The following is a 19,714-nucleotide window of genomic DNA, read 5'->3' as shown; positions in this document are numbered from 1 at the left end:
CGATGGGTAATTATTTGAACCACGATGTGCGTGACGCCGACGCCCTGGTCATCGGCCTCGACGCCGGCGGCACCCGTACCCGCGCGGTCCTCGCCGCCGCCGAGGACGGCCGCGTGCTCGGGGAGAGCACCGGCGGTCCGGGCAACGCCATGACCGTTCCGGCCCCGCAGCTCACCGACCACCTCGCCGAGGCGCTCGCCCGGGTGGTGCCCGAGGAGGCGCGCGGCCGGGTCGTGGCCGTGACCGGCGGTTTCGCGGGCGCCACGGCCGCCTCCGCACAGGACCCCGGCACGGTGAAGGCCCGCACGGCCCTCACCGAGGCGCTGCACCGCCTCGGCATCCCGGCCGGCCGGATCGGCGTGTGCAGCGACATCGAGGCCGCGTTCGCCGCCGCTCCCGGCACCCCTTCCGACGGCCTCGCCCTGGTCGCGGGCACCGGTGCGGTCGCCATGCGCATCACCGCCCGGCACGCCACGACCACGGTCGACGGCGACGGCTGGCTCCTCGGCGACGAGGGCAGCGGCTTCTGGATCGGCCGCAGCGCGGTCCGGGCCGCCCTGCGCATGGCCGACGGCCGCGGCCGTCCCACGGTCCTCGCCGCCTGGGTCGGCCACACCCTGGGCCTGCCCGTGGACGTCCTCCCCAAGGGCCCGGTCCAGCCGTACGACCGTCACGGCACCGTCCCGCCCCCCGGCACCGGCACCCCCACCCCCGGAGTCCCCGGCTGGGAACGCGCCCGGCGTGAGGACTTCCGCCGGCATCTGCTGCCCGCCGTGCTGGCCGACCCCCCGATCCGGCTGGCGCGCTTCGCCCCGCTGGTCGCCGAGGCGGCCGCCGGGAACGACGCGGTGGCCCTGGCGATCCTCGCCGAGGCGGCCGACCACCTGCTGGACACCGTACGAGCCCTGGAACCGCGCCCCAGTGAGCGGATCGTCGCCACCGGCGGCCTCCTCGGCCCCGAGGGCCCGCTCACCGCCCCCCTGACCGACCGACTCCACGCCCACGGCCTGACCCTCGACTGGGTGGCCGACGGCCGCCCCGGCGCGGTGGCCCTCGCACGACTGGCCCACACCTCATGAGCGACGCCCTCTACCGCGACCCCACCGCCCCCGTCGACGCCCGCGTCCGCGACCTCCTCGGCCGGATGACGCTGCGGGAGAAGGCCGGCCAGCTCAACCAGCGGATGTACGGCTGGGACGCCTACCGCCGCACCCCCGACGGCGGCTTCGAGCTCACCGACGCGCTGTACGCCGAGACCGACCGCTTCGAGGGCCTCGGCGCCCTGTACGGCCTCCAGCGGGCCGACGCCTGGTCCGGGGTCGAGCACGGCAGCGGGCCGGGAGCCGAGGACGGGGCCGCCCTGGCCGAGCTGGTGCAGCGGCACGTCGTGCGGCGGAGCCGGCTCGGCATCCCCGCCCTCCTCGTGGAGGAGGTCCCGCACGGCCTGATGGCCCTGGACGGCACGGTCCTGCCGGTGAACCTGGCCGTGGGCGCCGGCTGGGACCCGGACCTGTACCGGCGGGCCGCCGCCCACGCCGCCGCCGAACTGCGCGCCCGCGGCGGCCATGTGGCCCTGGTCTCGGCGCTGGACATCGCCCGCGACCCGCGCTGGGGCCGCACCGAGGAGTGCTTCGGCGAGGACCCCTACCTGGCCGCCCGGCTGACCGAGGCGCTGGTCCGCGGGATGCAGGGCTCCTGGGACCCCCTCGGTGACGACGTCTTCGCCGCCGACAAGGCCCCCGTCGTCCTCAAGCACTTCGCGGGCCAGGGCGCCACCGTCGGCGGCCGCAACTCCGCCGAGTCCGAACTGGGCCTGCGGGAACTGCACGAGATCCACCTCCCCGCCGCCCGGGCCGGGATCCGCGCCGGCGCCGCCGCCGTCATGGCCGCCTACAACGAGGTCGACGGGATGCCCTGCTCCGGCAACCGGGCCCTGCTCACCGGGCTGCTCCGCGAGGAGTGGGGCTTCGACGGACTGGTCATGGCGGACGGCCTCGCCGTCGACCGGCTGGCCCGCATCACCGGCGACAAGGTCTCGGCGGGTGCCCTCGCGCTCAACTCCGGTGTGGATCTGAGCCTTTGGGACGAGGGCTTCACCCACCTGGAAGAGGCGGTCGAACGGGGACTCGTCACGGAGGCGGCCCTCGACGCGGCCGTCGCCCGCGTCCTGCGCCTCAAGTTCCGGCTGGGGCTGTTCGAGCAGCAGGACGGCACGGCCCGGCCGCCGGCCGGGGGAGCGGAGCTCAGCCGGGACGTCGCCCGGGCCGCCGTCACCCTCCTGCGCAACGACGGCGTGCTGCCCGTCGGCGGACACGTCTCACGGATCGCCGTGCTCGGGCCCCAAGCCGCCACCACCGCCCACCAGTTCGGCGACTACACGGCCCCGCAGCGCCCCGGCACCGGCAGCAGCGTCCTCGACGCCCTGCGCAGGCTCGCCCCGCCCGGCCTCGACATCCGGCACGCCGCCGGCTGCACCCTCACCGGCACGGACCTCTCCGGCATCCCGGCGGCGATCGCCGCGGCCGCCGCCTCCGACCTCGCCGTACTGGTCCTGGGCGGCAGCAGTGCCCGAACGCCGGACACCGAGTTCGACGCCAACGGGGCCGCGCTCAGAGCCGTCTCCGAGATGACCTGCGGCGAGGGGGCCGATCTGGCCGAACTGCGCCTCGGGGCAGCCCAGTACGCCCTGCTGGACGCCGTCCTGGCGACGGGCACACCGACCGCGGTGGTGCTGGTGCAAGGGCGCCCGCACGTCGTGCCGGACACGGCGCCCGCGCTGCTCACGGCCTGGTACCCCGGCCCCTGGGGCGGCGACGCGATCGCCGAGGTGCTGCTCGGACTCGCCGAACCGGCCGGCCGGCTGCCCGTCTCCGTGCCGCGCTCGGCGGCCCAACTCCCCGTCTACTACAACCACAAGGACACCGAGTACGGCGGTTACACGGACCGGAGCGCCGAGCCCGCTTACTCCTTCGGACACGGGCTGTCGTACACGGACTTCGACTGGACCGAGCCCGCGTTCACCGGCACAGGTCTCAGTGTCGACGTCACCAACACCGGTCAGCGGTACGGCCGTTGTGTCGTGCAGGTCTATCTCCGCCGACTGATCACCCCCACCTGGCCGCGCACCCTCGAACTGTGCGCGTTCGAGGGTGTGGGCCTTGCTCCGGGTGAGCGCCGTACGGTGACCCTGTCTCTGGAAGGCGTCACCGGCACGGTCGAGATCAGGGTCGCCGCGTCAGCCGCGCAGGCGCTCGCCGTGAAGGGTCACAGCTTCACGGCCCCCGACGAGACGCCCTTGTAGAACCACCGCTGGGTGATCACGAACAGCACCAGTACCGGGACCACGGAGATCACCGAACCGGCCATGACCATCCGCTGGTCGTAGCCGAACGAGGAGCTCTGGAGCCGGGAAAGCCCCAGGGTGAGCGTCATGTTGCTCTCGGAGCGCAGCACGATCAGCGGCCACAGGAAGTCGTCCCAGGCGCTGATGAAGGTGTTGATGACGACCACCATGATCGCGCCCCACGCGGACGGCAGGTACAGGTACCGGAAGCGCTGCCACTCGTTGGCGCCGTCCAGCATCGCCGAGTCCTCGATCTCGCGCGGGACCGCGAGGAACGCCCCGCGCATGAGCATGACGTTGATGGCACCGACGAAGCCGGGCAGCCACACGCCGGCCAGGTTGTCGACCAGGCCCAGGTCGCGGATGCTGATGAACAGGGAGACCATGATCGACTCGAAGGGGAACATCATCGAGGCGATCAGCACCACCCAGACCGCCTTGCGGCCCTTCCAGGCGGGCTTGGATAGCATGTAGCCGGCGGTCGTGGAGAAGACCAGCTGGCTGGTGACCGACAGGGCGACCACGATCAGGCTGTTCCTGATGTACGACCACACCGGCACCTGGTCGAAGACCGTCCGGTAGGCGCGCAGCGTCGGATGGTGCGGCAGCAGCGTGGCGTCCGTGCCGAAGACGTCCTCGCTCACGCCCTTCAGGGAGGCGAGGAGCTGCCACAGCAGCGGGCCCACGGTGAGGCCGAGCACCAGCAGGAGCAGCAGATAGCGCACGACCAGCTCGCGCGGACGGCCGTAGTCACGCCAACGCGGCATCAGGCGACGGCCCTTGGTCTCGACGTGGGTCCCGACGACACTCGTCGTCATGACTCGTCCTCCTTGGTCAGACGCTGCGCCAGCAGGGTCAGCCCCAGCGTCAGCGCGAACAGGGCCACGCTGACGGCCGAGCCGTATCCCGCGTTGCCGGTGATCGGGTCCAGGCCGACGTCCCGGATGTAGAAGGGCAGGGTGCGGTCGGCGCCGCCGGGGCCGCCGGTGGAGCTGCCGAGCATGTAGATCTCGGTGAACACCCTGAGCGAGCCGATGCCGGTCAGGGTGCCGACGAGCATCATGGCCTGCCGGACGCCGGGGACCGTGATGTGCCAGAACCGGCGGACCGCGCCCGCGCCGTCCATCTGCGCGGCCTCGTGCAGCTCCTTGGGCACGTTCCCGAGGGCGGCCAGGTAGAACACCATGTACCAGCCCAGGCCCTTCCACAGCGTCAGGCCCATCGCGGAGAGCAGGATCAGCCACGAGTCCGAGAGGAACGGGATCGCGGACTTGATCAAGTGGGCCTTCTCCAGCCAGGTGTTGACCAGGCCGTCGTCGGCGAGCAGCCACTGCCAGCTCAGGCCCACCACCACGCTGGAGGCCAGCACCGGCGTGTAGAACGCCGACCGGAAGAATCCGATACCGGGCAGGTTCTTCTCCACCAGGACGGCCAGCATCAGCGGCAGCAGCACCATCAGCGGGACGACGATCACCGCGTACAGGATGCTGTTGCGGGTGGCGAGCCAGAAGTCGTCGTCCTGGAGCATCCGCGTGTAGTTGTCGAGCCCCACGAAACTCGCGGTGCCGCCAAGGGGTTTGGCGTTGGTGAACGACAGCAGGACCGTGTTGAGGAACGGGAACACACCGAAGACCACCGCGCACACGATCGCCGGGGCGGTCCACAGCCAGGGAAGCCACCAACGGCGGTACATCGCCGCTCCGTTGGCCCCGGGGGCGGGGCCGGGCAGCACGGCCCTGGCGAGTCGGCGCAGGCGGGACGGGGCCGTGCCCGGCGTGGAGGTCAGGGGCTCCACGCCGGACACCGGATGCGTGATCTGTGCCGTCACCGTCAGCTGCCCTGCTTCAGCAGCTCGTTCGCCTTCTCCTGGGCGTCCTTGACCGCGTCCGCCGCGCTCTTCTTGCCCTGCATGGCCAGCTGGACCTGGGCCACGATGGCGTTCTGCACGGCCGGGGAGAGGTTGGTCTGGTTGGTGGAGGCCGTCTTGAGCTGGTCGGCGACGAGCTTGCGGGCCTGGGAGAACGGGTCGCTGCCGGTGACGTCCTGGAAGAACGGGTCGTCAAGCGACTTGGTGGTGGTCGGGAAGATCACCACGTCGGGGTCCTTGCACCAGGCCGTCTGGTTCTCGGCGTTGGTGAGGAACTCCGCGAACGACAGTGCCACGGGCGCGTGCTTGCTGGTCGCGGCGACCGAGATGTACTGCGGGGCGCCGGCGGACGCCTTGCCGAGCGCGTCGTAGGGCTGCTGGCCCACGGCCGTCTTGGCGTACACCGACGGGCTGTTCTGCTTCACGAACCGCACGAAGCTCGGGTTCGTCGAACCGTAGGCCACCTTGCCCTGGCTGTAGAGCGTGGACGGGTCGTTGCTGGAGGACAGTGAGTCCTTCGGCATCGCGCCCTCCTTGTACAGCTTCGCCATCCAGGCGACCCACTGGGTGGTGCGCGGGTCGTCGCCGAAGACGGCGGACTTGCCGTCGGCGGACAGGACCTTGATGCCCATCTGGTCGAAGTCGGCGGGGATGCGCCAGATCGGGTTGGCCATCGTCGCGAAGAACTTGCCGCCGGAGGCCTTGGCGACCTTCTCGTAGTCTGCGAAGAGGCCGAAGATGCTCGTCGGCGCCTTGGCCGGGTCGACGCCGGCCTTCTCCAACAGGTCCTTGTTGTACGTCAGCAGGACACCGCCGGTGTACCAGGGCAGCGTGGTGTGGATCGCCTTGCCGGAGGCGTCCGGGAAGGTGGCGGTCTTCCAGAAGGACGGGACGAAGGGCTCGCCGGCGGCCGGGTCCTTGGTGCCGATGTCGAGCAGGTAGCCGGCCTTGGTGAGGGCGGTCGCCGTCGGCGCGTTGACGTTGATGACGTCGGCCATCGTGCAGGCCTGGGCGTCGGCGACGGTCCGGCTCGTGAAGGTGTTGTCACCGGGGTCGTCGATCCACTTCACCTTGGTGCCGGGGTGGGCCTTCTCGAAGTCGGCGATCACTCCGTTGAAGAAGCTCCCGAAGTCCTTCTTCAGGTTCGTGGTCTGGAAGGTGATGTCGCCCTTGACCTCGCCGGTGAGCTTGCCCGACCCGACGTTGCCCTTGTCGACCTTGCAGCCGCCGGCGGTGGCGTCACCGCTGTCGGACCCTCCACCGGACAGGCCGCAGCCGACGGCCGTGAGCGACAGCACGGCGATACAGGTCAGGGTGCGGGTCAGTCTCTTTGCACGCATGTGATGCCCTCCACGGCTGGTTCATTGAACCAACTCCGACTCCGATTGATGAAAATGTGGACCAGAATTCATCGGAGGTCAATGGTTTGCCGTGTTGCTTTTAGGTTCCGTAGGAGATCAGTGACGGTGTTCATGATCCGGATGGGACGGATCGCCGGGGTGTTCGTGCCCATGGGAGTAGGTCACGCCCGCGCGCGACTGGTCCAGCCATCCGAAGAACGCCTGGCGGCCGGCCGCGGTGCGGAGCTCGCGGGTGATGTGGTCGCGGACCTCGTCGTACGGGCGTATGTCCTGAGGGGTTGCCCCGTCGAAGGGGGTGACGCCTCGCCTGAGTGCGTCCGGGGTCAGGAAGCGGTCCTGGTTGCGCTCGTAGTAGTCCCGTACGGCCGTCTCCGGGACCGTCTGTTCGGCTTCCAGGGCGGCGAGGAGGGTGCGGGCGGCTGGCGAGTGGGCCAGGGCTGCGGCGACGATGCTTCCGAGGTCTGCCACGTCGGACTCGGCCAGCGTGAGGATTTTGGCCGGGGAGACTTCGGGTGGCGGTTCCAGGCCCCGTGCCGCGCAGGCCCTTCGGGCGAGTTCGTCGGTGACGACGACTTGTGTGGCCCAGCGGCGTCTTTGTCTCGCGACGGAGGGTGCCTCTGGTTGCCGTCTGGCGGGTGCCGGCTCGTTGTGGCTTGTCGCGCCCCGCGGCGGAGCCGCAAATTGATACAGCCCCGCGCCCCTGGAGGGGCGCGTTTCCAGGAACGAGTCCACCCGTTCTCTCGGCAGTGGTTCACCGTCTATCAGGGCCGCGTGTTCCGGGTTCACTCGGTGACCTCCAGGGGGATCGTCCTCGTGTACGCCACCTGGCCGTTCCATGCCGCCTTGGCCAGGAGCCAGTACGTGCCCGGGGGGATCAGGGAGCTGTCGACCTCGATCACGGACTCGGTCCGTTCTCCTCCCGGCACCGTGAAGCCCTGGAGGCCCGGCGTCACGCCCTGCCAGGTGCCCCAGGACGAGACCGCCCACAGCTGGCCGCCGATCGGGCCCCGTGTGGTGTTGTGCAGGCTCACCGGAACCTGAGCCCGCTCACCTCTGCGCACGGTGACCCGGTCGGCGGCCAGGTCGCACGCCAGGCCCTGGCCGGCGGGCGGTCCGCCCGGCACGTCCAGGCCCAGCACGTCCTCGTAGGTCTGGCCGCCGTACGTCAGCCGGGCCGTGAGCCAGTGGCGGCCGGGCTCGGCGTCCGGGGGCGGTGTCACCGTCACCTCGGACAGGGAGAAGCCGCCCGGGCCGAGCGCGTACGGCAGTACGGCGGGCTCCGCGGACCAGCCGGGCGGTACCTCGAAGGCCACCGTGCCCGTCGTCGAGGCGTCCGTGAGTTCCGAGCCGACCCGGACCGTGGCGGTGACGGGGCCCGTGGCGGTCAGGGCGGTGGGGGAGACGTAGACGGACACCGGCATGTTGCCGCGGGGGGCCGGTCCGGAGTTGTGGAGCCAGTAGCGGGTGTGGACCGGCTGGGCCGGCTCGTGGGCGGCGACTCCGGGATCGGTCGCCGGCTCGGGAGCCTGTGGGGGCGTGGCCAGGACGGTGGCGACCTCGAAGCCCGTGAGCGTCGTCTCCAGGGCCCCTTCGCCGTCCGGGGTCAGCGGCTCACCCGGCCTTTCCAGTACGTCCGCGCGGGCGCCCTCCGTCCAGGCGACCGGCCCGCGCACCCGTGCCCGCACCGGCCGTCCGTTCACCTCGTGCATCCGGACCACGACCCCGCGTCCGGGGTCCGCCGGGGCGGAACCGCCCCTGGCCAGCGGTGAGCCCAGCGGCTTGAGGGCGTCCAGGAGGACCGCGCGGGCCGGTTCCACCTCCAGCAGCGAGGTGGTGCGGGGCAGCAGCGGGGTGGTGCCCCCGTCGCGCACCCGGGCCGTGAGCGGATGGTTGAACTCGTGTCCCCGTGCGGGGAGTTCGAGGTCCCGCCAGTCGCCCTCGCCGGCGACGACGGCGTACTCGAAGGTGTGGGACCAGCGCTGGAGCTGGAAGCCCGAACCGTCGGGGGTGGTGCGGCGGGGCGGGTCGACCCAGATGCCGGACGGCCAGCCGGTGCAGGAGCGCATCAGCGACATGTAGAGGTCGCCGGAGCTCGTGATCACACAGCCGGGTGTGCCCCGGTTCAGGACGGCGAAGCCGCGCCCGTCCCAGGCGTCACCGGGCGGGAGCGCCTCGCCGCCGCCCGCCGCGGTGGCGGTGACGGTGAAGTCCTCCAGGTCCGTGATCAGCGCGTCGACCGCCTTGGCGTCCCCCGACGCGTCGGCGCCCGCGATCACCAGCAGCGGCAGCCGTTCCAGGTCGCGCAGGTCGGCGCCGGGCACCCACTCCTCGCGCAGGGAGGCGCGCGGCGCGACCCAGACGGCCGCCACGCCCCGCTCGGCGACCTGGCGGCGCAGTTCGCGGTCGGCGGCCGGGTCCATGGCGAGGGCCTCCGCGACCAGGGAGTTGCGTGCGGGGCCGCCGACGGCGATACGGAGGTCGGGGAGGTTGGAGTCGACCTCCAGGTCGCCGTAGCGGGGACCGCCGGCGATGGTCGAGGTGGCGGTGACACCGGTGCGCACCAGGGCCGCCGCGAGCGGGGCGCCCAGCTCACCGGCCTCGTCCCAGTCGGCGTACACCAACTCGGCGACCCCGAAGGCCCGTTGGCCCAGGAGTGCGCCGGAGTCGTCGCGCAGGGCGACCCGGGCCGTGGAGCCCAGCCCGAACCATGTGTTGGCCGGGTTGTCGAGGGTCCACGGGAACTCCTCGCTGTTGACCTCCACGAACCCGAAGCCGCGTCCGATGACCGCGTCGGCGACCTCGTGCACGGGCAGTCCGCCCCGGACGTCGGAGGGCCAGCGGACCCGGATGAGGCGGTCCTCGCCGTCGTAGCCGTCGAGGGTCGTGGTGACGTCGAGCCGGTCCACGCCGGTCCACAGGGTCAGGCGCTGCGTGTAGGTGAAGAGCCCGAGGTCGGCGCGGACGGTGATGCGGGAGCCGGCCGGGGAGTGATCGACATCGATGTCGGCGGTCACGTCGCGGCTGCGGGCGGCCGTGGTGCCGGTCGGGGTGAGGTGCCAGGGGCCCTCGCCGAAGCGCGGGTGCCGGGCGAACTCCTCCTGGACGACCAGTTCGTTGCCGATGTCCCCGGCGGGCAGGAGTTCCCGGTCCTCCACGACGGATCGAAGACTGCTGACGGCGCCGCCGCGCGCCGGGTCGACCGTCACCTCGTAGAACTCGTTGCGGATGGTCAGGCCCTCGCCGGTGGTCCACTCGGGGATCGAACCGGCCGTCAGGGGCAGGGCCTTGAGGCCCATGCCGGGCACCTGCGGTACGACGACGTTGAGGGTGCCGTCCTTTTCGCGGACGGCCGGCAGCGGCTGGAAGTCGTCGCCGACGGGCACCAGACCCGGGTCGGCGACGGTCAGGACGTCCCGTCGTTCCCAGGTGGCGGGGTTGAAGACCACGAGATCGGGTCCGGTGCCCGGCTCGACCCGGTCGGCCAGTGCCTTCGTCGCGTCGGCGTGCACGGTCTCGGCGAGATCGGCCAACTCCCGCCAGCCGGTGAGGAGATCGATGTACACCTGGTCCGACTCGGAGCCCGTGATGGCGTCGTGGTGGGCGCCGTACACGAGCTGGCGCCAGGCCTTGTCGAGGGCCGCGTCCGGATAGGGGTGCCCGGTGACCAGCGAGGCGAGGGTCGCCCAGGCCTCCGCGTCGGCGAGAAGCGTCTCGCCGTACCGCTGGGCCTGCTTGGTGTCGATGTAGGAGACGTCCTTGCCGGTGTAGACCGGGTTCATGTCGCGCGTCTGCGGCGAGGCCCTGCGTCCCTCGGCCTCCAGCTCGGCGCGGACGGCGGCGAAGAAGTCGCGGGGGATGCCGGAGACGAACCGGGGCCAGACGTAACGGGCGTTCCAGTCCCGGTGGATGTCCATCACCCAGCGGCACGGCGGCGCGTAGTCCCCGCCGACCGGGAGCAGCACGTTGCGGGTGAGCGCGACCTGCTTGAGCCCCTTGAACAGCTTGAAGGCCTCGGCCTCCGCCTCGGGCAGCGTCGGCGCGTTGTCGATCCGCCAGCCGGCGCCGTAGTGGTTGACCATGTACGCGGTGAGGATCCCGCGTCCCGAGGGGGCGATCCAGTCGAACTCGGCCGGGAACTGCATGCGGTTCGGGTCCCGCGGCTCCTCGCCGAAGACGGAGAGGGTCGGCCCCCACTGGTGGAAGGGCCCGCGCGCCCAGGAGCTGGAGGAGACCCCCGCGTCGGCCATGATCCCCGGGAACTGCGGGTCGTGCCCGAACGCGTCCAGCTGCCAGGCGGTCTCCGGCGACGCCCCGAGGATCGCCCGCTGGTATCCGTCGCCGTACAGCGCGTTGCGTACGGTCGCCTCGGCGCCGGTGAGGTTGGTGTTCGGCTCGTTGTAGGTGCCGCCCATGATCTCGACGCGGCCGGTGCGGATCAGCTCCCGCAGGAAGCCGCGCTCCTCGGGGAAGGCGTCCCAGTACGGCTTGAGGTAGTCGACCTCGGCGAGCACGAAGGTGTACGCCGGGTCGCGCCGGGCCAGGTCGGAGTGGGCGCGGACCAGGCTCATCCCCGACTGGCCGCGCGAGTCGAAGGTGCGGGCGGGGAGGCCGGTGCCGGCCGGGTCGTCGGCGACGTCCCAGGTCTCGGTGTAGGCGCCCTGGGTGTTCCACCAGACCGGGTCGTAGTGGAAGTGGCTGACCATGAACATGGTCCAGCCGGGCTCGGCGGGCGTGAACTCGCCGGTCGCGCTCGCGCTCTCGTCCCCGTCGGCCGCGGTGACCGTGATCGGTCCGCCGGGGCCGGTCACGGGTATCTCGGCCCGTGCGGTGCCGTCCTCGCCGAGGGTGACCTCGGCCTCTCCGGTGCCGTGGCCCTCGACGCGGACGCGGACCGAGCGGCCCGGGAGGTGCTCGATCCGGGCCGCCACCACCTGGAGCGGTTGTTCGGGGGAGCCGACGAACAGCTCGGTCGACTCGACAGCGGTGACGCGCATGGGGCTCCTACGAGATGACTCGGGGAGCCCCATCCTGGCATCGAGAGGATGATTCAAACAACCATCTTCGTGTTATCTCGGTGGTTCATCCATGCAAGATCGGTCACGGTCACCGGGTGCGGCGAGCCTTCACCGCGTGCTGCGGGGTGATGTGGTCGGTGAGCGCGAGGGAGGCGCTGGCCCGCTGGTAGGCGACCTGGCCGACCCGGACGTAGAGGCAGTCCACGAGCATCAGGACGGAGTGCCGGCCACCGATGCTGCCGGTGCGGAAGCTGGTCTCCGAGGTCGCCGAGATGAGCCGGATGTCGGCGGCCCTGGCCAGCGGGGAGCGCGGGTCCGTGGTGATGGCGATGGTGGTCGCGCCCCGCTCCCTGGCCATCTCGAAGGGTTCGAGGGTCTCGCGGGTGGCGCCCGAGTGGGAGATCCCTATGGCCACGTCGGCCGGGGTGAGCAGGGCCGCGGAGGTGGCCGCGCCGTGCACCTCGGTCCAGCCGCGGACCTGGCAGCCGATGCGGAACAACCGGGTCTCGGTCTCCTGGGCGACCGCGCCGCTGCCGCCGACGCCGTACACGTCGATCCGGCGCGCCTTGGCCAGCGCCTGGGCCGCGCGCTCCAGGGAGTCGAGGTCGATGCGCTCGATGGTCTGCTGGATCGCCCGCAGGTCGGCGCTGCCGACCACCTGGACGACGCGCTCCAGGCTGTCGTCCGGCGAGATGTCCGGGCCGATCTCGGCCGAGCCCCAGTCGGAGACCTCGCCGCGGCCGCGCTCCTGGGCCAGTTCGATCAGCAGGTGCTGGTAGGAGTCGAGCCCGATGGCCCGGCAGAAGCGGGTCACCGTGGCCTGCGAGGTCCCGGTGCGGCGACCCAGCTCGGCGGCCGAGCAGTGGGTGACGGCGGCCGGATCCTCCAGGATCAGCTCGCCGACCTTCCGCAGGGAACCGGCCAGCCGGGGCAGCTCGGTGCGGATCAGTGTGGTGACGTCCGTCGGAGGCATGGAGAGAAGGTATCAGCCACCGTATGGGGCACTGATTGAATACCAGGACCGTGCTGTGATTTATTGATTCATCGATCGGTGATTGAATGGTGGTTCAATCCATCAGTGGGGAGTGTCGCGTGTCCGTCGAGTCAGTCAGCGCCCAGGGCTTCGCCGAACAGAGTCTGGACGTCCTCCGTCACCTCACCGAGTCCGCCCGCGAGGACGTGCGCCGAGCCGCCGGCCTGATCGCCGACTGCATCCGCGCCGACGGTGTGATCCAGGCCTTCGGCACCGGTCACTCCCAGGCGATGGTGCTGGAGGTCGCGGGCCGGGCGGGTGGGCTCGTGCCGACGAACCGGTTGCAGATGTCCGACCTCGTCGTCTACGGCGGGGACGCGCCGAGCGTTCTCGACGACCCGCTGCTGGAGCGTGAGCCCGGCATCGCCGTCCGGCTCTACGACTTGGCCGCGCCTGCCCCGCAGGATCTGTTCGTGATCATCTCCAACTCCGGGGTCAACAACGTCATCGTGGAGATGGCGCTGCACGCGAAGTCGCGGGGGCACAGGATCCTCGCGATCACTTCGCTCACCCACACCGGCGCGGTGCCCGCGGGGCATGCCAGCGGGAAGAAGCTGGTGGATCTGGCGGACGTGGTGCTGGACAACGCGGCGCCGGTGGGGGACGCGATGGTGTCCTTGCCGGGGGGTGGGGCGGTGGGGGCACTGTCCACGTTGACCGGGGTGATGCTGGTGCAGATGGCTGTCGCCGAGACGTGTGCGGTGCTGCTCGCTGCGGGGGAGCGGCCGCCGGTCTATGTGTCGGCCAATGTGCCTGGTGGGTTCGAGGGGAATCTGGAGTTGGAGAAGCGGTATGCGGGGCGGGTTCGGCGTACTGCTACTTAGGGTTTGGGGCTTGGGGTATCGCGGGGAACTTGCGGCCGGTGGGGGCCGGTCGCGCAGTTCCCCGCGCCCCTGAGTGAGTTGCCCGGCCCTCAGTTCACAGGTACTGGAGTCAGGGCGACCGCCAGTGGATAGGCACCCGTCGTCAGAGGTGACTTGACGGTACTGGTCGCCGTGTCCACCGGGACCAGTACGTTGCCGTCCGCCGTCGTGACGTAGGCCGTGGTGCCGTTCCAGTCGAGGGCCACGTCGAAGGCCGACTTCCCCACCTTGACCGGGGTGCCCGGGGCGCCCGTCACCGTGTTCACCGGGGTGATCGTGTCGCCGTTGCTCGGGCTGACCCAGAGGGTGCGGCCGTCGGGGGAGAGACCGAGTCCGTAGGCCTGGCCGCTGACCAGGAGGGTCGGCTCCGTCTCGTTCGTGGCCGTGTCGATCGGGGTCACCGTCGAGCCGCCCGAGTTGGAGACGTAGACCGTCTTTCCGTCGGGTGCCGCCACCACGTTGAAGGGGCTCGGGCCCACCGGGATCGGCTTGCCTGCGGTGGCGGTGGTGAGGTCGACCGGGGTGACCGTGTTGTCGTGGATGTCGGCCACGTACAGGGTCCGGCCGTCGGGGGTGATCGCCATGTTCTCCGGGCCGTCTCCCACGGGTATCGGTGTGCCCGTGCGCAGAGTGGCGGTGTCGATCGACTGCACTGTGCCGTCCGTGTAGTTGGCGACCCAGAGGGTGTGGCCGTCCGGGGTGAGCGCGAGCCCGGCCGGGACCTTGCCCACGGCGACGGTGGCGGTGACCTTGCCGCTCGCCACGTCGATCACGCTGACCGTGTTGCTGCCCTGGTTCGCCGCGTACGCGGTACGGCCGTCCGCGCTCACCACGACCTCGCCGGGATTGGCGCCCACGGCGATGTTCGTCGTTGTTCCGGAAGCCAGGTCGATCGAACTCACCGACGCACCGCTGAAGTCGGCCGTCAGCGCCCGGGGGGTGCCGGCGCCGTCCGTGACCTGGACCGGGAGGGCGCGGTCGAGGATGCCGGTGCCCTCGACGACGATCGAGTGCACGCCCTGCGCCCGGCCCGTGACGGTGATGGTGGCCTTGGTGCCCGTGCCTTCCGAGGGCGTGGCGGTGACACCGTCCGGCACGTCGAGCTTCCAGCCGGCCGTCCCGGCCCGGGTGCCGGAGAGGTCGAGGGTGACGGTGGCGGAGGCTCCGGGCTTCAGGGAGAGGGACGCGGGGGAGAAGGACGCGTCCACACCCGGGTCGGGGGCGTTCTCCAGCATCGTCGTGTACAGGAACTGGTCCATCACGCCGGGGGAGACCTGCTGCGGGATGGCGTCCAACTCCTTGCGTTCCTGCTGGAGTTGCTTCCAGTACGTCGAGACCGCGTCCGTGTCACCGGCCCTGTGGGCCAGCAGCAGCCTCACGGCCGTCCCGCCGGCGCTGCCGTAGCGGCCGAGCTTGTCGAGCCAGGGGGAGGTCTCGTCGAGGAATACCGGGTTGTCGAGGTCCGCGCGCAACCGGGCGGGGGTGGCCGCCATGTCGGCGAAGTAGTTCGTGAGTGCCGTCGCGGCACGGTCGAGCCCGCTGTCCTGCTCGTAGGCCCTGCGGAAGGCGGCGATCAGCTTCGTGAGGGTCGGGGACTCGGTCGCGTCCAGCTGGGAGGAGTAGTTGTTCTCCGCGAAGATCCGCAGCCACTTGGCGGCTCCGGGACCCGCGAGATCACGGACCGAGGCGAGGAACGCCCTGTGCGGGTCGTAGGAGTCCGGGTTCCACAGGTAGGCGCCCGAGGTGAACAGGGCGATCCGGCTGGCCTCGCCCTGGACCATCGGGTTGGCGGTCACCCCGGTCGCCTGTGCGGCCACGCCCGGTTCGCGGCCGGTGTACGGACCGAGGAGGAGGCGGCTGGTGACGTAGTCGTTGACCGGGTAGTTGTCCCAGACCAGGATCGGGTGGCCGTAGACCTCGCGGGCCTGCTTCAGCTGGTCGGTGGTGAGGGTGGGCGCGATGACGCCGACGCCGGTCCACTCGACGACCACGGACGGGTCGAGCTGCTCCCGAAGGGCCTTCTTGTACGGGGTGTCGGCGAGGTCGGAGTACTCGGTGGGGACCATCTCCAGGGGTTCGAGGTCCGGGTGGCTCGCGGAGAACCGCTTCCAGACGGTGTTCAGCAGGTGGGCCTGCGCGGCACCGGCCGCGGCGCCGCCCGTGCCGAACTCCTCCTCGTCCGCGGGGCAGTTCCACTTGGTGTAGCTGATGTCGTCGAGCGGGATCGCGAAGGAGCGGACACCGATGGCGTACAGCGAGTCGAACTTGGCGGTGAGGGCGTCGACGTCGGCTTCGGAGGAGTAGCAGACGGAGAGGCCGGGGGACAGGGCGTAGGTGAAGCGGACGTGGTCGGTCGCGGCCCGGTCCGCCAGCTCCTTCAGCAGGGCCAGTTGGGCGGCCGGGTACTCGTCCCGCCAGCGGGCGCGCAGATAGTCGTCGTCCTTGGGCGAGTAGACGTACACGTTCTGCTTGGTACGGCCGTAGAAGTCGAGCTGGGCGAGCCGCTCGGCGTGGGTCCAGGGGGTGCCGTAGAAGCCCTCGATGACTCCGCGGAGCGCGGCGGTGGGCCAGTCGCGGATCGTGAGTGCGGGCAACTCGCGCTGCCCGGCGAGGAGTTGGCGCAGGGTCTGGGCGGCGTAGAAGGTGCCGGTCGAGTCGGCGCCGGAGAGGGCGAGAACGGCCCTGCCGTGACTGCGGCCGGAGGCGAGGACGTAACCGCCGGAGGGGAGCCCGTCCGGGGAGCCGGCCTTGAGCCGCTTCAGCACCTGGGCGGTCGCGCTGTTCTCGCCGGGGCCGCCGAGGTGGACGGTGAGGGCGGCCGGGGGCAGCCGGTCGCCGGCGTGCACGGTGGTGATGCGGTCGGCTCCCGCGGCCTTGAGGGCGGCTTCCACGACCCGTCGGGCGGAGGGGTCGGTGCCGGGGCCGACGACCTCCACCACCCGCTGGGGAACGGGCAGTTCGCCGTGTTCGACGGTGATCCGCCGAGGAGTCGGCCACACCTCCGGCACCGGCTGCCTGGGCGCGGCCGAGGCGGGAACCGTGGGGGCGGCCAGGCCGAGCGCGAGGAGCAGGGCGGCGGCCGTGCGTCTGAAGTTGATGAATGAATCCACCCTGTGAGGCTATTGATGTTGAATGATGCATTCAATCGGAGGAACGTTCAAAGTACCTTGCGGTGCACCAGCGCCGACATGCACAGCACCCCCGGCAGCAGCGGCAGCCACACCGTCAGGACCCGGTAGCCGATCAGGGCCGCCGTGCCGACGCTCACCGGAACGCCGTAGACGGCCAGGGTGAAGACCATGGCCGCGTCCACCGGGCCGATGCCGCCGGGCGCGGGCACCGAACCGACCGCGGTGCTCGCGGCCAGGTACGCGAACGCGACCTGGGCCCAGGACAGCGTCACGCCGAGCGAGGCGCCGACCGCGTGGATCACGCTCGCCTGGAGCAGGGGCGCGGCGGCCGCACCGCCCCACAGGGCCAGGACCCGGCTGGGCATGGTGTGCAGCAGGCGGGCGTCGGTCAGGGCGGTGCGCACGAACGTGACCGCGGGGCGGCGCAGCGGACGGACCAGGACGAGGAGCAGAAGGATGCCGCCGAGACCGAGCCCCGCGGCCGCCAGGGGCAGGAACAGCATGCGGCGGTCCGGGACGAGTTCACCGAGCCGCAGCAGTCCGGGCAGCGTGACCAGGAAGCCGACCAGCACCAGCGTCTTCGCGATCGGCCTGACGAGCGAGTACAGGGCGAGCGAGGCGGTGGCCCGGGCCAGCGGGACGCCCTGGCCGCGCAGGAAGCGCAGGGTGACGGCGTGGGCGCCGAGACTCGCCGGCAGGACGTGGTTGGCGGCACCGGCGGCGAACTGCGAGGCCACCAGCAGCCCCGGGGGCAGCCGTTCGGGGAGGGCGCCCTGCCGTACGACGGACGCGGATACCCAGCCGAGGCAGGTCCACAGCAGCGCGACGAGCAGCCACCCGGGGTCGGCGTCGGCCAGCCGCGCGGTGCCGTCGTACAGGGCACGCCAGTCCAGCACCGCCCAGACGCCGATGAGCAGCACGGGCAGCAGGGTCAGCACCCGGCGGGTCAGGCGGGACAGGGAGCGGCGGTGACCGGCGGGGGCGGGGGCCGGGGCGCTGCTCGGGAGCGGGGCCGGGGGACCTTCGAGCGGAAGCAGGGACACGGCTCACGTCGTCCTTTCGCGTCATGCCCCGTGCGGGGCGCGGGGCATGACGGAGGCAAGGCGATGCAGAGGGGACGAGTGAAACGTTCCCTCTCGGTGTGACGTTCAAATGTCCGGCAGCCGAAGGAGTGCGGGCGGGTGGGCGACACGAGGCGGGGCGGCGGTCGCGGAAACGGGCCGCCCCGGCACCCGTTGCCGGGGTGCCGGGGCGTGCGAGGCGAGCGGACTCCTAGCTGATGAAGGAGCCCGGGGCGCAGGCGGACGAGGTCACCCAGGTGTGCGACTGGATGTTGTTGTTCATGTTCGCGTTGTTGGTGAAGTGGTTCCGGCTGAGGTCGTCCACGTACTTCTCGCCCGGCAGGAGGCAGCCGTACGAGCCGTCGTTGTAGTTGTCGAGCCAGTAGAAGGCCACGACGTCCTTGCCGCCGATGAAGCCGCTGTTCATCACGGACGAGGCGCTGTTCGCGTCGCTGCCCTGGAAGGGGCCGGCGCCGTCGCCCCAGGAGGGGTCGCTGCCCGCGGTGACGCCGAGGAGCGTGCCGCCGCAGTCGGTGCCGTCCCAGGCGCGGACGTCGCCGTCACGGCCATGCGCGTTCCAGTTGGCGTTGCAGCCGGGGCCCGCGTGGGCGGTGGCCGGGACGGCGATGCCGAGGGCCGCGATGCCCAGGGTGGCGAGGGAGACGGTCAGCTTGCGCATGACGGATTCCTGTTCTGCTCGCGCCTCTTGGGAGGCGTGGTGGGGATGGTGAGGTGACGGTCCGCGAGTGTCGTCGCGGGGTCTGTCCGTGACACGGGTGTCACGGATGTTCCGGGACCGGCGCGTACCGGGTCAGGTGCGCGCCGGGACGGTGCGTTCGGCGACGGTCAGGGCGTGCCGTTGCATCCGCAGGTGGGCGTCGAGGGCGGAGCCGTACGTGCCGGCGAGCTCGCCGACGTAGTGGGCCTCGCGCCGCTCGCCGACGGAACGGAGGGAGACCGACCGGGCGCAGGTGGCGTCGGCGACCGCGAGGCGGGTCTCGTTCGCGAAGCTCCTGGCCTCCTCGGCCGGGGTCTGTCCCGCGCTGTGATCGCGCGTGGACTGGCGTGCCGCGTCGGGATCGGGGAAGGGGTGACCCGCCTTGTTCATGCACTGCGACCAGGCGGCCACCGCGCTCTTGAACTCCTTGTCGGCCAGCAACTTGCCGACGTACAGGGGGCGCAGGTTCCTGACGGTCACGTCGGAGCGGAACCACGCCTCCGGATCGCCGTACAGCGTCTTCTCGGCCTGGCCGGCACAGCCGCCGGACTGCTTGCTGATCGTGCCGCCGGACGGTGTCGGCGACTTCAGCACCACCGCGTCCCGGCCGCCGTCCATGGCGATGTCGAAGGCCTTCTGGCGGGACCGGGAGAGGGACTTGCGGTAGGCGATGTTGGGGTTGCGCAGACGCGCGCGGTCCTCCTTCGCCTCGATCCGGCTGCCGTAGCCGTGACTGCGCGCCCAGTCGACGTCGTCCTGCACATAGCCGACCGGACGGCTCTCCTCCAGGCTCGGCGGCTTCTCCTCCTGGTAGTCGAAACCGTGCTTGCGCATGCACTCCGTGACGAGGTGCTGCTCGGCGTCGGAGATCCGCAGGTCCTGGGCCCAGGTGAGCTTGTCGGTGGCCCCGGCGGCCTCGGCGCGGGCGACCGGCGAGGTGCCGTGGGCGGTGCCGGAGTCCGCCGAGCATCCGGTCAGGACGAGCGAGGACAGCGCGGCGATCGTGCCCACCGCGGTGGTCGCGCGCCGCATGCCGCGTCCACTGGCTACCACCGTCCGGCGGGGGGCGTCGGCGCGCTTCATCGGCATGCTCCTGGGGTGTGCGGTCGAACGGGTTTGTTCCTACGAGCCGTTGACGCCCCTGGAGGCACATCCGTATGTCCCTCGGATCATGGAATTTTTTCTTGGTCCGGCGCTCATATGAACGACCCGGCCCAGCCGTCCCTCGGAGGAGCAGGACCTCTGCCCACTGTCGAAATCCGGCCAACCAGCGTGCGGCGGGGAAGGCGGCGCACACCGGGTCTGTTCCTACGCGCAGGCGC

General features: G+C 71.4%; 13 protein-coding genes. 3 read left to right on the top strand and 10 right to left on the bottom strand.

The window, feature by feature from the left end:
* Positions 1–2: 2 nt before the first annotated feature.
* Positions 3–1,079 (top strand): N-acetylglucosamine kinase, encoded by a 1,077-nt coding sequence (locus tag H295_RS0102375; RefSeq protein WP_051135487.1) that lies wholly within the window; start codon positions 3–5, stop codon positions 1,077–1,079.
* A complete protein-coding gene (locus H295_RS0102370; RefSeq protein WP_020133743.1) occupies positions 1,076–3,301 on the top strand; it encodes a glycoside hydrolase family 3 N-terminal domain-containing protein in 2,226 nt (741 codons plus the stop codon). The genes H295_RS0102375 and H295_RS0102370 overlap by 4 nt, the downstream gene beginning before the upstream one ends.
* Here H295_RS0102370 and H295_RS0102365 read toward each other — a convergent pair.
* The 6 genes from H295_RS0102365 to H295_RS0102340 all read right to left on the bottom strand — a co-directional run bounded on the left by H295_RS0102365 (position 3,265) and on the right by H295_RS0102340 (position 12,559).
* Positions 3,265–4,161, bottom strand: coding sequence for a carbohydrate ABC transporter permease (locus H295_RS0102365; protein WP_020133742.1), 897 nt, complete (start codon positions 4,159–4,161; stop codon positions 3,265–3,267). The genes H295_RS0102370 and H295_RS0102365 overlap by 37 nt on opposite strands.
* Entirely contained in the window at positions 4,158–5,171 is a 1,014-nt protein-coding gene (locus H295_RS0102360) for a carbohydrate ABC transporter permease (protein ID WP_020133741.1), read from the bottom strand. Before H295_RS0102360 ends, H295_RS0102365 begins: the two co-directional genes overlap by 4 nt.
* 2 nt (positions 5,172–5,173) lie before the next feature.
* Positions 5,174–6,550, bottom strand: coding sequence for an extracellular solute-binding protein (locus H295_RS0102355; RefSeq protein WP_020133740.1), 1,377 nt, complete (start codon positions 6,548–6,550; stop codon positions 5,174–5,176).
* A gap of 117 nt (positions 6,551–6,667) precedes the next feature.
* A complete protein-coding gene (locus H295_RS0102350; RefSeq protein WP_051135486.1) occupies positions 6,668–7,408 on the bottom strand; it encodes a hypothetical protein in 741 nt (246 codons plus the stop codon).
* Complete coding sequence (locus tag H295_RS0102345) at positions 7,354–11,565, bottom strand: NEW3 domain-containing protein (protein ID WP_020133738.1); 4,212 nt, start codon at positions 11,563–11,565, stop codon at positions 7,354–7,356. The genes H295_RS0102350 and H295_RS0102345 overlap by 55 nt, the downstream gene beginning before the upstream one ends.
* A 109-nt stretch (positions 11,566–11,674) precedes the next feature.
* Positions 11,675–12,559 (bottom strand): MurR/RpiR family transcriptional regulator, encoded by an 885-nt coding sequence (locus tag H295_RS0102340; RefSeq protein WP_020133737.1) that lies wholly within the window; start codon positions 12,557–12,559, stop codon positions 11,675–11,677.
* Positions 12,560–12,678: 119 nt separating this feature from the next.
* Here H295_RS0102340 and H295_RS0102335 point away from each other — a divergent pair, with 119 nt between their 5' ends.
* Positions 12,679–13,443 carry a sugar isomerase domain-containing protein gene (locus H295_RS0102335; RefSeq protein ID WP_020133736.1) on the top strand — a complete coding sequence of 255 codons (765 nt, stop codon included), beginning with the start codon at positions 12,679–12,681 and terminating at the stop codon, positions 13,441–13,443.
* 89 nt (positions 13,444–13,532) lie between these two features.
* On the opposite strand, the gene H295_RS44635 is transcribed toward H295_RS0102335, so the two are convergent.
* From H295_RS44635 to H295_RS0102315, 4 genes are all read right to left on the bottom strand, one after another.
* Positions 13,533–16,592 carry a beta-N-acetylglucosaminidase domain-containing protein gene (locus tag H295_RS44635; protein WP_020133735.1) on the bottom strand — a complete coding sequence of 1,020 codons (3,060 nt, stop codon included), beginning with the start codon at positions 16,590–16,592 and terminating at the stop codon, positions 13,533–13,535.
* Positions 16,593–16,639: 47 nt separating this feature from the next.
* Positions 16,640–17,656, bottom strand: a complete 1,017-nt coding sequence (locus tag H295_RS0102325) for a lysylphosphatidylglycerol synthase transmembrane domain-containing protein (RefSeq protein WP_020133734.1) — start codon at positions 17,654–17,656, stop codon at positions 16,640–16,642.
* 229 nt (positions 17,657–17,885) lie between these two features.
* A complete protein-coding gene (locus tag H295_RS0102320; protein WP_020133733.1) occupies positions 17,886–18,353 on the bottom strand; it encodes a hypothetical protein in 468 nt (155 codons plus the stop codon).
* Between the two features lie 132 nt (positions 18,354–18,485).
* Positions 18,486–19,475 (bottom strand): hypothetical protein, encoded by a 990-nt coding sequence (locus tag H295_RS0102315; protein WP_020133732.1) that lies wholly within the window; start codon positions 19,473–19,475, stop codon positions 18,486–18,488.
* Positions 19,476–19,714: the final 239 nt, after the last annotated feature.

Origin of the sequence: Streptomyces sp. 351MFTsu5.1, assembly GCF_000383655.1 — a bacterium.
GTDB lineage: Bacteria > Actinomycetota > Actinomycetes > Streptomycetales > Streptomycetaceae > Streptomyces > Streptomyces griseorubiginosus.
This window is presented reverse-complemented; position numbering and strand designations above follow the sequence as displayed.

Excerpts from the sequence above, each read along its gene's own strand:
- H295_RS0102320 (WP_020133733.1), bottom strand. The coding sequence starts at position 18,353 with ATGCGCAAGCTGACCGTCTCCCTCGCCACCCTGGGCATCGCGGCCCTC.
- H295_RS0102345 (WP_020133738.1), bottom strand. The coding sequence starts at position 11,565 with ATGCGCGTCACCGCTGTCGAGTCGACCGAGCTGTTCGTCGGCTCCCCC.
- H295_RS0102365 (WP_020133742.1), bottom strand. The coding sequence starts at position 4,161 with ATGACGACGAGTGTCGTCGGGACCCACGTCGAGACCAAGGGCCGTCGC.
- H295_RS0102375 (WP_051135487.1), top strand. The coding sequence starts at position 3 with ATGGGTAATTATTTGAACCACGATGTGCGTGACGCCGACGCCCTGGTC.
- H295_RS0102355 (WP_020133740.1), bottom strand. The coding sequence starts at position 6,550 with ATGCGTGCAAAGAGACTGACCCGCACCCTGACCTGTATCGCCGTGCTG.
- H295_RS0102315 (WP_020133732.1), bottom strand. The coding sequence starts at position 19,475 with ATGAAGCGCGCCGACGCCCCCCGCCGGACGGTGGTAGCCAGTGGACGC.
- H295_RS0102370 (WP_020133743.1), top strand. The coding sequence starts at position 1,076 with ATGAGCGACGCCCTCTACCGCGACCCCACCGCCCCCGTCGACGCCCGC.
- H295_RS0102350 (WP_051135486.1), bottom strand. The coding sequence starts at position 7,408 with ATGGAACGGCCAGGTGGCGTACACGAGGACGATCCCCCTGGAGGTCAC.
- H295_RS0102340 (WP_020133737.1), bottom strand. The coding sequence starts at position 12,559 with ATGCCTCCGACGGACGTCACCACACTGATCCGCACCGAGCTGCCCCGG.